Annotated in this window: 15 protein-coding genes; 4 read left to right on the top strand and 11 right to left on the bottom strand. The window is 72.1% G+C overall.

All coding sequences use genetic code 11. The features are described 5' to 3' along the window. Positions 1 to 95: 95 nt before the first annotated feature. The 4 genes from FHX44_RS33070 to FHX44_RS33055 are packed head-to-tail and all read left to right on the top strand — an operon-like array spanning position 96 to position 4,167. A complete protein-coding gene (locus tag FHX44_RS33070; protein WP_147259371.1) occupies positions 96 to 1,457 on the top strand; it encodes an aminomethyltransferase family protein in 1,362 nt (453 codons plus the stop codon). Beyond that, a complete protein-coding gene (locus FHX44_RS33065) occupies positions 1,454 to 2,362 on the top strand; it encodes a methylenetetrahydrofolate reductase (protein WP_246170723.1) in 909 nt (302 codons plus the stop codon). Before FHX44_RS33070 ends, FHX44_RS33065 begins: the two co-directional genes overlap by 4 nt. 41 nt (positions 2,363 to 2,403) lie before the next feature. Continuing rightward, positions 2,404 to 3,246 (top strand): formyltetrahydrofolate deformylase, encoded by an 843-nt coding sequence (gene purU / locus FHX44_RS33060; protein WP_281287930.1) that lies wholly within the window; start codon positions 2,404 to 2,406, stop codon positions 3,244 to 3,246. Positions 3,247 to 3,300: 54 nt separating this feature from the next. Further along, the gene (locus FHX44_RS33055; RefSeq protein ID WP_147259369.1) at positions 3,301 to 4,167 is read left to right on the top strand and encodes an endonuclease/exonuclease/phosphatase family protein; all 867 of its coding nucleotides are present in this window, start codon (positions 3,301 to 3,303) and stop codon (positions 4,165 to 4,167) included. A 28-nt stretch (positions 4,168 to 4,195) separates the two neighbouring features. Here the strand turns inward: FHX44_RS33055 and FHX44_RS42420 are convergent, their stop codons facing one another. From FHX44_RS42420 to FHX44_RS33005, 11 genes are all read right to left on the bottom strand, one after another. Next, positions 4,196 to 4,348 (bottom strand): hypothetical protein, encoded by a 153-nt coding sequence (locus FHX44_RS42420; protein WP_170309135.1) that lies wholly within the window; start codon positions 4,346 to 4,348, stop codon positions 4,196 to 4,198. Further along, positions 4,349 to 4,615 carry a hypothetical protein gene (locus tag FHX44_RS33050; RefSeq protein WP_147259368.1) on the bottom strand — a complete coding sequence of 89 codons (267 nt, stop codon included), beginning with the start codon at positions 4,613 to 4,615 and terminating at the stop codon, positions 4,349 to 4,351. It abuts the gene before it with no gap. Continuing rightward, entirely contained in the window at positions 4,612 to 5,076 is a 465-nt protein-coding gene (locus FHX44_RS33045; RefSeq protein ID WP_147259367.1) for a hypothetical protein, read from the bottom strand. The genes FHX44_RS33050 and FHX44_RS33045 overlap by 4 nt, the downstream gene beginning before the upstream one ends. A gap of 64 nt (positions 5,077 to 5,140) precedes the next feature. Further along, complete coding sequence (locus FHX44_RS33040) at positions 5,141 to 5,803, bottom strand: response regulator (protein WP_147259366.1); 663 nt, start codon at positions 5,801 to 5,803, stop codon at positions 5,141 to 5,143. Then, positions 5,800 to 6,645, bottom strand: a complete 846-nt coding sequence (gene folP / locus FHX44_RS33035) for a dihydropteroate synthase (protein ID WP_246170721.1) — start codon at positions 6,643 to 6,645, stop codon at positions 5,800 to 5,802. Before folP ends, FHX44_RS33040 begins: the two co-directional genes overlap by 4 nt. Before the next feature lie 103 nt (positions 6,646 to 6,748). Then, the gene (locus FHX44_RS33030; protein WP_147259365.1) at positions 6,749 to 7,318 is read right to left on the bottom strand and encodes a DUF3156 family protein; all 570 of its coding nucleotides are present in this window, start codon (positions 7,316 to 7,318) and stop codon (positions 6,749 to 6,751) included. After that, positions 7,318 to 8,745: an APC family permease gene (locus tag FHX44_RS33025; protein ID WP_147259364.1), complete on the bottom strand. Its 1,428-nt coding sequence runs from the start codon at positions 8,743 to 8,745 to the stop codon at positions 7,318 to 7,320. The genes FHX44_RS33030 and FHX44_RS33025 overlap by 1 nt, the downstream gene beginning before the upstream one ends. An 18-nt stretch (positions 8,746 to 8,763) precedes the next feature. Further along, the gene (locus FHX44_RS33020; protein ID WP_147259363.1) at positions 8,764 to 10,689 is read right to left on the bottom strand and encodes a primary-amine oxidase; all 1,926 of its coding nucleotides are present in this window, start codon (positions 10,687 to 10,689) and stop codon (positions 8,764 to 8,766) included. Between the two features lie 143 nt (positions 10,690 to 10,832). Further along, positions 10,833 to 11,294, bottom strand: coding sequence for a MaoC family dehydratase (locus FHX44_RS33015; RefSeq protein ID WP_147259362.1), 462 nt, complete (start codon positions 11,292 to 11,294; stop codon positions 10,833 to 10,835). 1 nt (position 11,295) lies between these two features. Then, entirely contained in the window at positions 11,296 to 12,198 is a 903-nt protein-coding gene (locus FHX44_RS33010) for an SDR family NAD(P)-dependent oxidoreductase (protein WP_147259361.1), read from the bottom strand. A gap of 11 nt (positions 12,199 to 12,209) precedes the next feature. Beyond that, positions 12,210 to 13,817 carry a GAF domain-containing sensor histidine kinase gene (locus FHX44_RS33005; RefSeq protein WP_147259360.1) on the bottom strand — a complete coding sequence of 536 codons (1,608 nt, stop codon included), beginning with the start codon at positions 13,815 to 13,817 and terminating at the stop codon, positions 12,210 to 12,212. Between the last annotated feature and the right edge of the window lie 156 nt (positions 13,818 to 13,973).

Genomic DNA, 13,973 nt, shown 5'->3' with positions numbered 1-13,973 from the left:
CGTCATCTGTCCCGGTCGGCCCCGGGACGGACCGCCACCTCGATGCCGTCATCCGCGCGATGAGCGCCGCGGTGACGTTTCCTACCGTCGATGACGTGCCCCCCGAGAGCCTCGCCGCCGCGGTCGCCCGCGTCGGGAACCCGGTCGAGCTGCTGCGCAACGCAGCGACGCCGGCCCACACGTTCCCGATCGCGCCGGAGTTCACGAACTGGCGGTCCGAGCAGCGGGCGTGGGCACGCACGTGCGCGCTGCTCGACCAGTCCCACCACATGACGGACCTGTTCATCGAGGGCCCGGACGCACTGCGCCTGCTGAGCGGCCTGGGCGTCAACACGTTCGCGAACTTCGGGGTGAACAAGGCGAAGCAGTACGTCGCCGTCAACGCGGACGGCCACCTGATCGGCGACGGCATCCTCTTCCACCTGGAGGAGGACCTCTACGACCTGGTCGGGCACCCCATGGTCATCGACTGGGTGCAGTTCCACGTGGAAACGGGCGAGTACAAGGCCACCGCGGAACGCGACCCCAACTCCGCGGTGCGCTCCGGCCCGCCCAGGCTCTACCGCTACGAGCTCCAGGGGCCGACCGCCGCCGCCGTCATCGAGCAGGCCACCGGTGCCCCGCTCCCCGCGACGAAGTTCTTCCACACGGCCGAGTTCACGATCGCCGGCCGTCGGGTCCGCGGGCTGCGCCACGGCATGGCGGGGCAGCCGGGCTTCGAGCTGTTCGGGCCATGGGCCGACGGTGCGGCCGTGCTCGCGACCCTGCTCGAGGCAGGGGCCGATCACGGGCTCGTCCGCGCGGGAGCCAAGGCCTACTCGACGGCCAACCTCGAGTCGGGCTGGGTGCCTGCTCCCCTGCCGGCGATCTTCACCGAGGACGACCCGCAACTGCGGGCCTACCGCGAGTGGCTGCCGGCCACGGCCGTCGGATCGCTCGGCGGGAGCGTCGACTCGACCGACATCGCCGACTACTACCTCACCCCCTACGACATCGGCTACGAGCGCAACGTCCGGTTCGACCACGACTTCGTCGGCCGCGCGGCGCTGGAGCGGATGGCCGAGGCGCCACCGCGCCGCAAGGTCACGCTGGTGTGGGATCCCGACGACGTCGCCGCCGCGATCGGCTCGCTGTTCGGGTCCGGCCCGGGCGCGAAGTACCTCGACCTGCCGAAGGCGCGCTACGCCCTGCACCAGCAGGACAAGGTCCTGGCCGGTGACGAGCAGGTGGGCATCTCCCTCGACTGCGGCTACATCGCGAACGAACGCGCCATGGTCTCCCTCGCCACCGTCGACGCCGCCCACAGCACACCCGGCACCGAGGTCGTCGTGCTGTGGGGCGAGGAGCCGAACTCCGCGAAGCCGCAGGTCGAGGAGCACCGGCTCCGGCCGATCCGGGCCACCGTCGCCCCGGTCCCGTACGTGCAGTTCGCCCGCGACGAATACCGGGGGACATGATGTCGACCGAAATCAACGAACCGGCGATCAACGAACCGCCCACCCGCTCCGAGCCGATCCTCCTCGGCAAGAGGGATGCGCTGGTCCGGGCGTTGCGCAACGCCAGCTACGAGATCCTCCCGTTCAAGAAGACCGAGGCGTCCGTGCTCGAGCACGTGCCCCTCGACGTCGCTCTGACGGTCACCACGACGGAGGCGAAGGGTCTCGGCCCCACGATCGACCTGGCCGTGCGCCTCTCCCGGCACGGGTACACGGCGTCGCCGCACCTCGCGGCCCGGCTCGTCCGCGACGACGCGCACCTCACCGACATCGTGGCCCAGCTGCGCGAGGCGGGCGTGCAGAGCGTCTTCGTGATCGGCGGGGACGCGGCGGAGCCGGCCGGCACGTTCCCCGACGCGCTGAGCCTCCTGCAGCGCCTCGACGAGATCGGGCACCCGTTCTCGACCGTCGGCATCGGCGGCTACCCCGAGGGGCACGGCCACATCCCGGCCGATCTGATCGAGAAGGCCCTCGAGCAGAAGGCCCCGCACGCCACGCAGGTGATCACCCAGCTCTGCTTCGACGCCGACACCACGGTGAACTGGGCCCGCACCATCCGGGCCCGCGGTGTCGCCCTTCCCGTCCGCGTGGGCATCCCCGGCGCGGTCACCCGCCAGAAGCTCGTGCGCATCACGGCCGGGATCGGCCTCGGCCAGTCCGCCCGCTTCCTCAAGAAGCAGCAGAACCTGTTCTGGCGGTTCTTCCTGCCGGGCGGCTACAGCCCCACCCGGCTCGTCCGCCGGCTCACCCCCAGCATCGGAGCGCCCGACAACAACCTGGCAGGCTTCCACGTCTTCACCTTCAACGAGCTGGAGAAGACGCAGACATGGCGCCAGGAGTGGCTCGCCCGGCTGGACGCATCGTGACGCCCGACCGCCCCGGGCAGCCCCGTGTCGGACAACATTGCGTGCTCACGCTGTCCTGCCCCGACACGCTCGGGATCGTGCACGCAGTCTCCGGGTTCCTCGTCGAGCACGGCTGCACGATCCGGGAGAGCCAGCAGTTCGAGGACCCCGACAGCGGCACCTTCTTCATGCGCGTGCAGTTCGCCCGCGCCGACGGCGGCTCGCTCGACGTCGACCGGCTCCGCGCCGACTTCACCGACGTCTCCGGCCGGTTCGCCATGACCTGGCGGATGGTCGACGCGTCGGAACGCCAGCGCGTGCTCATCATGGTCAGCAAGTTCGCCCACTGCCTCAACGACCTGCTGTTCCGCACCTCGATCGGTGAGCTCAACCTCGACGTCGTCGCCGTGGTGTCCAACCACCCCGACCTCGGCCGGCTCGCCGACAACTACGACGTGCCCTTCCGGCACATCCCCGTCACCGCGGAGACCAAGTCGGAGGCCGAGGCCGCGCTGCTCGACATCGTCCGTGACGAACGCGTCGACCTGGTCGTGCTCGCCCGCTACATGCAGATCCTGTCCGACGAGACCTGCAAGCAGCTCGAAGGGCGCGCGATCAACATCCACCACTCGATGCTGCCGAGCTTCAAGGGCGCCCGCCCGTACCACCAGGCCCACGCCCGCGGCGTCAAGGTCATCGGCGCCACCGCCCACTACGTCACCCCGGACCTGGACGAGGGCCCGATCATCGAGCAGGAGCTCATGCGCGTGGACCACACCATGAGCGCCGAGGAGTTCGCGGCCCACGGCCGCGAGGTCGAATGCCGCGCCCTGGCCCGCGCCGTCCGCTGGCACACGGAGAACCGCGTGGCGCTGAACGGGACGAAGACGGTCGTCCTGCAGTAGCGATCCGGATCAGATGAACCCCGTGGCCGCGAGCCTCGTGTCGGCAGAGTGTGGGTGAGAGCGTCGTACCGATGGCTGCGGGTCGCGATCGCCTGCTGCCTGGCCGTGGGGATCGTCGGGTGCACCGGAACGGCGACCGGGGTGAGCGCGGCCGACCCCGCCCCGGATCCGTCGACGACGGGCGCGCCGGCCACCGAGGTCCGGGTGCTCCAGCTGAACCTGTGCAACAGCGGCATCGCCGCGTGCTACTCGGCCGGCCGGTCCATCGACGAGGCCGCCAGGGTGATCAATGCCGAGGCGCCCGACCTGGTCACCCTGAACGAGATCTGTGAGGACGACCTGGGCGCGCTGGAGAGGGCGCTCGGCCGCGCGGTGCCGGGCGGCACGGCCGTGTCCGCGTTCCAGGCGGCGCGAGACCGCGACACGGGCGACGGGTACCGCTGCGCGAACGGCCAGCGGTTCGGCATCGGCATCGTGTCCCGGTGGCGCGCGGTGGCCGGGTCCGGCCCGGGCGGCGGGATCTACCCGGTCCAGGACGCGGAAGACCCGGAGGAACGGGCCTGGCTCTGCGTGGACGTCGCCGCCACCCCGGTGGTCTCCGCCTGCACCACGCACCTCGCCTACACGAAGCGGGAGGTCGCGGCCGGCCAGTGCAGGTACCTGTTCGACACGGTCATCGCCGGTATGCGCGCACGGGACGGGGCACCGCCGGTGGTGGTGGGCGGTGACCTGAACCTCGCCGGCGACGACCCGGGCCTCCGGTCCTGCGTCCCGGATGGCTCCGCGCTCGCCGACGACGGCGCGGTGCAGCACGTCGTGGCGACGCCCGAGTTCGTCGTCGCCGCGGCCCGCACGATCGAGCTGCGCGTCGACACCGAACACCCGGGCCTGCTGGTCACGCTCGCCCGGAGAACGTCATAGCGAGAGGGCTCCGGTACTCCGGCCCGTACTAACCGAACCGGGCGAGGAGCTCACCGAACTCCACGGGTCCCCGGACGATGGCCCGGTCCTCCGTGAGCTCGACGGACACCGGGCGCAGGTCGGGGCGGTGCCCGAGCTCGACGTCACGCCCTGGTTGGGCGCGTTCGAGCTCTGAGGGCACTCACCAGAACACCTGCCTGCTTATCGCCTTGGCCCCGTTGTCGACGCGGTGCCACACGAGCCCCTCCAGCGTCGCGAGAGCGAAGCCGGGGTTGACGCCGTCCAGCGGGCACACCACCACGTTCTCGGGAGTCGGGAAGCCGACCAGCGCGCCGTCGGAGAACGGGGCATCGAGGTAGCGGCCGAGGACGTGCACGTGCGCCGCCACGTACGGGTGCGTACCGTCGATGTCCAGCATGCGGACGCCGCCGAGGTCGAACCACTTCACCGTGAACTCGTCCTCGATCGCGTTGCCGACGGCCGTGCGGACAGCTCAGCAGTCTCCACGGCGTCGGGGGCGTCGGCGCCACTGCGCGGGAGCGGCTGCACCGAGTCGGGCCGGTCGATCGCGACCGTCTCCCACAGCCCGCGCGCCGGCTCCCGGGTGACGACGCCACTCCGGATCGGCTCGACGAGCATCTCCTCGGGATAGAGCCGCAGCCGGAGGTCGCTGCCGTGCTGCCCCGGTGTCGCCGACTCCTGGAGCACGTCCGCGCTCAGACGCACGAACTCCGCGGCCTTGGCCGTGATCGCCTCCGGTGCTGCGCCCTCCGCATCGGCGCGATACCGGCTGACGTCGGTGACGGCCTCGGATCGGTCGGTGAGCTGCACGCTGATGCGCTGCGGATCCACGAACGTCGCGGTGAGCCCGGCAGCGCGGAACGCGTCGAGCAGCGCATGCCCCGCCACGTCGTCGTCCGGAAGCGGGTAGTGCGTGCCGACGAGGACCCCGGTGTCCGTGTGCCGGGAGGCCCTAGCCCGGCTCGACGAGGCCCTCCCGGACGGCGACGAGCGCGGCCTGGGTGCGCGAGGTCAGGTTCAGCTTGCCCAGCACGTTGCTCACGTGCGTGCGCGCCGTGCGTTCGCTGATCACGAGCTCGGTGGCGATCTCCTTGTTGGACAGGCCTGCGGCGACGAGGGTGAGGATCTCGCGCTCCCGTGCCGTGAGGGCGCCCAGCCCGCGGCGCGGGCCGCGGATGTCCTGGGCGACGCGCCGGGCGACGGCGGCGTCGAGGAACACCTCGTCCCGTGCCGCGGCGTACAGCGCGGCCGCGACCTCGGCCGCCCCGGCGTCCTTCAGCAGGTAGCCGGAGGCGCCGTGCTGCAGGGCGGCGTGCACCCGCTCGTTCTCGCCGAAGCTCGTCAGGATCACCACCCGGACCGACGGGAACCGCCGCGCGATCTCGGCCGTGGCGGCGACCCCGTCCATGCGGGGCATCTGCAGGTCCATGAGCACCACGCGCGGTAGCGTGCCGGCCCGGTCCAGGGCGTCGAGCGTGTCGAGGGCGTCCCTGCCGTCGGCGGCCTCACCGGCCACCTCGACGTCGTCGAGCACGTCGAGGTAGGAGACGACACCCCGCCGGACGACCGAGTGGTCGTCGACGACGAGGACCCGCAGCGGGGCGGGCGCGGTCATCGCGCGCCGACCGGGACGGGAGGGACCGGGGCGCCCCGCGCGGCCCGGAGCGCGGCGACCACGCTCACTGCGTCCACCGAGGCCGCGGCGTCGTGCACCCGCACGCCCCACACCCCGGCGAGCGCAGCCATCACGGTGGTCGCGACGGTGGCCGCGTCCCGGTCCGCCGCCGCCCGGGTTTCGGGCAGCACATCGGCGAGGAAGCTCTTGCGCGACGCCCCGACCAGCAGCGGGAACCCGAGCGCCACGAGCGCGTCGAGGTGGGCGAGCAGGGTCCAGTTGTGCTCCGGCCGCTTGGCGAAGCCGATGCCCGGGTCGAGGATCAGCCGGTCGGGATGCACGCCGGCGGCGACCGCGTCGTCGACGCGCGCCCGCAGCTCCGCGGCCACGTCCTGGACGACGTCGTCGTACACGGCTGTGGCGTACATGTCGCTGCTGGCGCCGCGGGCGTGGGTCAGCACCCACGACGCCCCGCCTCCCGCCACGACCGCGGCCATCTCCGGGTCGGCCCGCCCGCCGCTGACGTCGTTGACGATCACCGCGCCGGCGTCGATCGCCGCCCCGGCGACGCTCGCCCGCATCGTGTCCACGCTCACGGGCACCCCCGCGGCCGTCAGCTCGGCCACCACGGGCAGCACCCGGCGGAGCTCGGTCTCGGGGTCCACCCGTCCCGCGCCCGGCCGGGTCGACTCCCCGCCGACGTCGACGTAGTCGGCACCCGCGGCCCGCAGCGCGAGGCCGTGCGCGACCGCGGCGTCCGTCGTCGCGTACCACCCGCCGTCGGAGAACGAGTCCGGGGTGACGTTGACGACGCCCATCACGGTGCAGCGTTCGAGCAACATGCAACGACGCTAGACGGCGCAGGGCGGGTGGCCATCCCACGCATGACCGGTCTGCCCCCGGCACTCCGTCATCCGGCCGCGTACGTCATATGACACGGCCCGGTCAGCCCGCGAGCAGGCGGGTGAGGAGCGCCAGCTGGGCGTCCGCCTCGTCGGGCCGGATCAGCACGGTGTACGGCGGGAGGGGCGGGAAGTACAGGGCGGTGATGGTCCCGGCCAGGGGCTGCAGCTGCACCGATCGTCCTTGCAGGCCCTGCGCCAGATGGATGTTCTTCAGCTCGGCCCGGGCGAGGAGCGGCCGGAGGGCGGGGTCGTCGTTGAGCGCATCCGCCAGGTCGCCGCCTCGACGGCTGCTGGTCTTCGCCACGAAGCGGCCGCCCCGGCCGAACCGGTAGGCGAGGACCGCCGGTGGCAGGGCACCCTCGCGCTTCCCCGTCCACAGGGTGTCGATGAGGGCCCCGAAGATCCGGACGGAACTGGCGAAGCCCACCTCCACGGTGGTGTCATCCCCCAGCAGGCTCCTCGCGTACCGGGAACGGGGTTCGACGGCGGGGTGGAGCCCGGCCCGGCGCATGGCGTCCACGGGTTCCGCGAGAACCGCACTGCGGCGCCCCTCGTAGAGCAGCGACACGCGGTGCCGCAGCGACAGTGGCGCCAGGCGCTCGGAACGCATCACTCCGCTCTCGACCCGTGCTCGCCGGGCACCCGCACCCGTCTCCTCGTGCCCGCCAGTGCGTAGGAGACCAGCGCGGCGACCAGGGCACCGCCGAAGACGTAGAGCGACATGAGGCCGTACGTGCCGTGCTGTCCCTGGAAGGCGTAGTAGAGCGCGAACACCGTCCCCGCGGCGCCGAGGATCGGCACCGCGAGCGGCAGCCGGAACGGACGGGCGACGTCCGGGTCCGTGAACCTGGAGATGATCACCAGCAGGTGCCAGAAGATGTAGATGATCACCCAGGCGTAGGAACCCGCGTAGATGAGGGCGACCACGTCGTTGAAGAAGATCGCGACGACGCAGTACAGGACCGCGGTGACGAGTACCGCCACCCACGGCGTGCGGAAGCGGGGGTGCAGATAGGCGAACGCGCGCGACAGCGGACCGAACAGATAGCCGTCACGGGCGATCCCGTAGAGGATCCGGGGCATCGCCGCGAGCACGATCACCATGGACGTGTAGGTGGCGGCCGCGGTGCCCAGGGCCATGAGGCCCCGACCCCACCCACCGAACATGGCCTCCCCGACCACGAGCTGCGGGCAGCTCCCGTCGCAGCCGGCCGGCCCCATGGCCGCTTCCTCCCACTCCGCACGCGGTTGCGTCCCACCCACACCGGTGCCCATGAACGCCGAGGTGGCGAGGATCGCGAGCAACCCGAGGACGATCCCGGCCGGGAGGTTGCGCCGGGGATTGCGGGTCTCCTCGGCGAGCGGGGCGACGAACTCGATGCCGACGAAGCTCCAGTACGCCAGCGCCAGCGCACCGGCGATGGCGGACCATTCGAACACCCCGATGTCGCTGACCCAGTTGCTCGCCGACCAGGCGCCGGTGTTCGAGAAGCCGGTCCATCCGGCGAGACCGAAGAACCACCGGGTGGTCAGCATGCCGACGAGGACCGCGGCCTCGATGATCGCCATCGTCCGCACGTGCACGAGGTTGGGCAGGGTGGCGAGGACCGTCATCGCGATGATCCACGGAGCCAGGCTGCCGGTGGCGCCGAACAGGGCCTGGAGCCCGAACGAGCCCGCCGAGATCTCCAGCGCCCCGACGAAGCCGAACATCCCGTAGAACGCGAAGGCCAGGAAGAGCCCCGTGACGACGGACGCGCCCCGCCACGGGATCGCGCGCGATCCGTACTCGTACAGCGCCCCGGCCCTCGGGTACGTCGTGGACAGCTCCGCGCACGACAGACCGAGGAGGAGGTTGATCAGGAACGCGATAAGGAGGGCGACGAGGAACGCCAGACCGATGGTGAAGTAGCCGACGAAGTCGCTGACCAGGGTGCTGGCCGCGACGACGAGGCCGACTCCGGCCACGAAGACCGGCCAGGTGCCCAACGTCTTCTCGAGCCCCGCCTCCGCTCGGCCTGCTGTTCGCTCGTCCATGGTGGGCCTCCCGACCCGTCAGCCGTGGTGCCCGTCCATCGGGCGCGGCACGTCCAATGCGGGGTTGCGGTCGAAGAACCCGACCGGCTGCAGCGAGAACCCGACGTACTGCACCGGCATCACCGGCCAGTCCTCCAGCCGGGCGGCGTGGTGCTCGCCGAACGTGTACCAGACCACCACGTCGGTATCGGCCACGTCGCGGTCCGCGGCGGTCCAGCGGGGCAGCCCGTCGCCGCCCTGGTGCTGGTTCGGGTAGTCGCCCGCGGCGTGCCGCTCGCCCCGCTCGTACGGGGTGACCCAGAGGTGGTGGGCCATGAAGCCGGCCCGCTTCAGCACGCTCGCCTCGGGCCGCACGAACGGCACGACGGTGCCGTGCGGCTTGAGCGCGTAGCCCGGCGACTCGCCGACGGCGTTGCGCTCGTGCGGGTTGACCACCTTCCAGTACCGGGCGGCGTCGAGACTCACGTTCCGCTGGGCGGCTCGCTCGGTCTCGAGCAGCCTGTCGACGGTGCGGTAGGCGTTGCCCAGCGGGTTCTCCGCGCCGGCCGGGTCGGTCACCGTGTCGACCTCGTGGACGGAGTTGGCGACGCCGTCGACGTCGAAGTCCAGCCGCATGTTGAACACGTGCTGGTGGATCGGCGCGTAGAGCCCGTCGGCGTTGAGGAGCTGACCGTGCGTGGGCGTGGTGCCCGGCGGAACCGCGCCGGTCGACATGATCCCCGTGAGCTTCACCTCGAACTGGACCGTGCCGTCCTGGTAGAGGTACCAGAAGAAGCCGTACTCGTAGTTGCCGACGGTCGCGACGAACGAGACGACCAGCCGCCGCGAGCGGCGGACCTCGGTCTTGTCGGTCCGGAAGTCGGTGTGCTTCCACAGTAGGCCGTAGTCCTCCTCGTGCAGGCACACGGCGTTCGGGATCGTCAGCGGGTTGCCCTCGGCGTCGGCGAGGACGGCGTCGAAGTAGTGGATCTCGCCGAGGCAGTCGCACCCGAGCTCGAGCGGGTTGGCCAGCGTCCCGATGTTGTACTCGCCCGCGTCGAAGGCGTTCTTGCGGCGGTGCGTGGGCGCCGGGTCGCCGTAGGGCACCACCATCTCCGACAGCGACGCGCGGTGGAGGATCGACCGCTCGCGGTCGCCGTCGGTGTAGCGCACGGTGTGCAGGACGAGGCCCTCGCGCGGGGTGAAGCCGACGCGGAACCGCCACTTCTGCCAGCGCACCTCGTGCCCGTCGATCGCGAACGAAGTGCCCTCGGGCTGGGTGACCCCGATCGGCTTCACGTCGGTGCGCGGTGCGACGACGTCGGGCGTGTAGTTGCCGGGCTGCCGCGGGACCGGGACGACCCCGTGGTCCTCGATCTTCACGACCCGCCCCGCGTTCATGTCCACGTAGACCACGACGTTCTCGACGGGGTGGGCGTAGCCGTTGTCGTCCGGCCCGCCCATCTTGATCCAGATCAGACCGCGCAGCAGGCGGCCCTCGTCCTCGTCGCCGTAGTGCCCGGCCGACCACGGGTCCACCATGACGCCGTCGAACTCGGTGACGCCGCGCTTGCGCAGCGCCTCCTGGACGCCGGGATCGTTCTTGACGATCTCCTCGCAGGCGAAGAACTCCTCCAGAAGCACCTGCGGCTGCACGCCGGGCACGTGCTCCCACCGGGTGACGGCGCCGTTGGCCAGCGAGACGACGGCCTCGTAGGTCCTTCCATCCGCCTTGTCGAGCACGATGCAAGCGGCTTCCCGCGGCGTCACGGTCCCGTCGGCGTCGAACGCGAGCACCGCGGACTTCTCCGGCTCGCGCACGACGATCGAGACGAAGCGGCACGCGTCGCCGAGACGGCCGGACTCGCGGAGCAGATCGACAGCGCGAGTGATCTCCTCGGCCGTCAGCGGCTCGAGCGGGTGGACGGTGGGCGCACTCGTCGGGCGGTGGTGCGTGGTGGTCACGCCCCTCGGTACCCCTGCTGAGATGCAGGTCACACCACCCAGGGTCGAGTGGCGGCGAAATCGTTAGCTCCGGACAGCGACCTCCCGGTCACGACACGTTCCGCCCTGGCGGATCCCCTCGCCCGAACGGTCGTTGCGTGCGATCAGACCAGGTGCCGTACGAGGATCGTCGCCACACAGGCCGGTTTGGCCGCCCCCTCGACCGTGATCGTCACGGTGATGGTGAGCTGCACGCCGCCCTTCACCTCGGTGACCGCGTCGAGCACGGCGGAGGCGCGGACCTTGCTGCCCACCGGCACCGGCGCGGGGAAGCGGACCCGCTCGCAGCCGTAGTTGACCACCATGCGGAAGCCGGTGAACTCGACGATCTCGGGCATCAGCCGGGGGATCAGCGACAGGGTGAGGTACCCGTGGGCGATGGTGCCTCCGAACGGGCCGTCCTTCGCCCGCTCGGGGTCCACGTGGATCCACTGGTGGTCCGCGGTGGCGTCGGCGAACTGGTTCACTGCCTGCTGAGTGATCTCGTACAGCTCGCTGCGGCCCAGCTCCTCGCCGAGCGGGAGAGCCTGGACGCCCTCGATGCCGTTGACCACGACGGCGGCCATGTCACTCTCCTCCCATGTCGAGCGGGGCCGGCAGGTGGTCCTGCAGCTCGCTCTTCAGCTCGGTGGCGAACAGGTCGCGGACAGCCTCCGGCGTCCAGCCGCCGGCCCGCAGCTGCTCGGCGACCTGACCGGGGTGGGTCCACAGGGCGATGCGGTCGCCGCCCACGGCGATGGCCTGGCCCGTGACGGCGGCCGAGTCGGCCGACGCCAGGTAGACGACGAGCGGGGCGACGTCGTCGGGCGTGCCGAGGCCCTTCCGGCGGATGTGCTCCGGCACCGGCTCGCCGCGGTCGGCCTTCTCGACGAGCTCGCCGAGGCCGGGGATGGTGGCCACCATGCGGGTCAGGGCGGTCGGGACGATCGCGTTCACCGTCACGCCGATCTTGGCGTGCTCCACGGCCCAGGTGCGCATCATGGCGACGATCGCGCCCTTCGACGCGGAGTACGCGGTCTGGCCGAAGCTCGCCCGCTGGCCCGCCGGGGACCCGACCAGGATCAGCCGGCCGCCCTCGCCCTGCTCGCGGAACCGCAGCACCGCGGCACGGCCGCACGTGAAGGTCCCGCGCAGGTGGCTGGTCACCACCAGGTCGAAGTCCTCGTCGCTGGTGTTGCGCAGCGTCCTGTCCCGCAGCGCGCCCGCGTTGGTGATCATCACGTCGAGGCGGCCGAACTCGTCGACGGCCCGCGCGACGAGCGCGTCGGCGATCTCGGAGCCGCCCACGGCGCCGACCACCGCCACCGCGCTGCCGCCCGCGTCGACGATCGACCTCACCGTCTCCTCGGCCACGTCCGCGTCGAGGTCGTTGACCACGACGGACGCTCCCGCGGCGGCGAGCGCGATCGCGTAGGAGCGGCCGAGGCCGCGCCCGGCCCCGGTGACCACGGCAACCCTGCCGTCGAGCATGGAGTTCCTCCTCAGTTGGCGACTCGCTCGTGAGGCACTGACACCGGCAGCGGGATGACGGCCCGCACGGACGTCCCGGTGCTCGATCTCCCGGCGCCGGAGCGCTGCCGGACCCGCAGCGTGCCTCCCCATCGCTCGGCACGTTCGCGCATGCTCGTCAGCCCGTACCCGTCGGCCCGGCCGGTGCCGGCGGCGCGCGCGACGCGCAGGCCCCGCCCGTCGTCGGCGACGCTCACGGTCAGCACGTGGTCGCGCACCCCGACGCGGACGGTGACGGCGCAGGCCTCGGCGTGCTTGACGACGTTGTGGATGGCCTCGGCGACGATGCGGTAGGCGTCCTCGGCGATCTCGGAACCCACGTCGGCGAGCCCGTCGCCCACGTGCAGGTCGAACCGCAGGCCGGTGCGGTTGCCGGTGCTCTCGACGAGCGCCCGGGCCGCCTCCCCCAGGCCGAGCTGCGCCGATGTCGAGGGGCGCAGCTCGTGCACCATCGCCCGCAGGTCGGTGAGCACGGTCTTCGACAGGTCCTCGATCTCGTCGGCGATCCGCTGCACGCTCGCCGCGGGCACCGGGCCGCCGCGTCCGCCCAGCACGCTCAGCGACTTCGCCTGCATCCCGACCGAGAACACCTGCTGGACGATCGAGTCGTGCAGGTCCCTGGCCAGCCGCTGGCGTTCCTCGCGGCGGGCGAGCGCGCGCTCGGTGTGCAGCAGCGCGGCGTAGTCGACGGCCACGGCGGCCTGCTCGGCCATCGCCACCAGGAACTCGATGGTCGAGCGGCCGACGACCTGGCCGGGCGCGAAGAACGCGTTCATCACGCCCTCGGCCCGGCCGCGGAGCATCAGCGGGACGCTCGCGAACGAATCCCATTCGAGCTCGCCGAGGTACTCCCGCAGCGGCTCCCACGCCGGGTCGTCCTTGATCATTCCCCAGCGGTGGGGCACCACGACCGGTTCCCGCCCGTCGAGCGCGTCGAGCATGCGCAGCGCCGCGCCGCCCGCCCGGCAGCGCATGAGGCGGTCGAAGAAGTCCGGCCACCGCCGGAAGCCGGCCGACCCCATGATCTGCAGGTTCCGGCCCGCGCCGTCGAAGGTGAAGATCTGGACGGCGGCCAGCGCGTCGGTCTGCACCACCTCGCGCGCCAGGGCGTCGAGCATCGCCGTGACCGACCGGGCCGACGTGAGCGTCGCCGAGGTCCGCGCGATCGCCGCCACCCGCCGCTGCCGGTGCCGCTCCGCGGTGACGTCCCGGAACGCCACGACGGTGGCGCCGTCCGGGCCGGGCAGCGGGCGGGCGCGGTAGGCGAACTCCCGGCGCAGACCGGCGACCGGCGCCCAGACGGACACCTGCTCGGCGGGCTCGTCCTCGAGGAGGCCCGCGGCACCCGCCTGCGCGGGACGGACGAGCTCGAAGGGCGCGGGCATGCCGATGAGGTCGTCCGCGTCCCGCTCGCCCACGCCGATCACGAGCAGCGCGACGGCCGCCGGGTTCAGCTGTGCGAAGAGCCCGCGCGCGTCGACGACCGCGAGCCCGTCGGGGGCGTACGCGGACAGCTGCGACCAGTCCACGAGCGGTGCCGTGTCGATCGGTGGAGCTGCGGTTGCAGAACCTCGGGGCATCCGACCTCCTCCCGACCCGCCCTCGTCCGGCCGCCAGCATGCCCACGCCACGGGCGCGCCGTCATCCCGCCGCGGCCTCCCGGCCCCCGATCCACGTCATGTGTCTCGGCCGCACTCGGTCGGCGGGCCGAGTCCGATCGGTCATTGCACCCTGTC

Source organism: Pseudonocardia hierapolitana (assembly GCF_007994075.1).
Lineage (GTDB): Bacteria > Actinomycetota > Actinomycetes > Mycobacteriales > Pseudonocardiaceae > Pseudonocardia > Pseudonocardia hierapolitana.
This window is presented reverse-complemented; position numbering and strand designations above follow the sequence as displayed.

Coding starts and splice junctions, on each gene's coding strand:
- FHX44_RS33005 (WP_147259360.1), bottom strand. CDS start 13,817: ATGCCCCGAGGTTCTGCAACCGCAGCTCCACCGATCGACACGGCACCG.
- FHX44_RS33040 (WP_147259366.1), bottom strand. CDS start 5,803: ATGACCGCGCCCGCCCCGCTGCGGGTCCTCGTCGTCGACGACCACTCG.
- FHX44_RS33015 (WP_147259362.1), bottom strand. CDS start 11,294: ATGGCCGCCGTCGTGGTCAACGGCATCGAGGGCGTCCAGGCTCTCCCG.
- FHX44_RS33030 (WP_147259365.1), bottom strand. CDS start 7,318: ATGCGTTCCGAGCGCCTGGCGCCACTGTCGCTGCGGCACCGCGTGTCG.
- FHX44_RS33010 (WP_147259361.1), bottom strand. CDS start 12,198: ATGCTCGACGGCAGGGTTGCCGTGGTCACCGGGGCCGGGCGCGGCCTC.
- folP (WP_246170721.1), bottom strand. CDS start 6,645: ATGTTGCTCGAACGCTGCACCGTGATGGGCGTCGTCAACGTCACCCCG.
- FHX44_RS33065 (WP_246170723.1), top strand. CDS start 1,454: ATGATGTCGACCGAAATCAACGAACCGGCGATCAACGAACCGCCCACC.
- FHX44_RS33025 (WP_147259364.1), bottom strand. CDS start 8,745: ATGGACGAGCGAACAGCAGGCCGAGCGGAGGCGGGGCTCGAGAAGACG.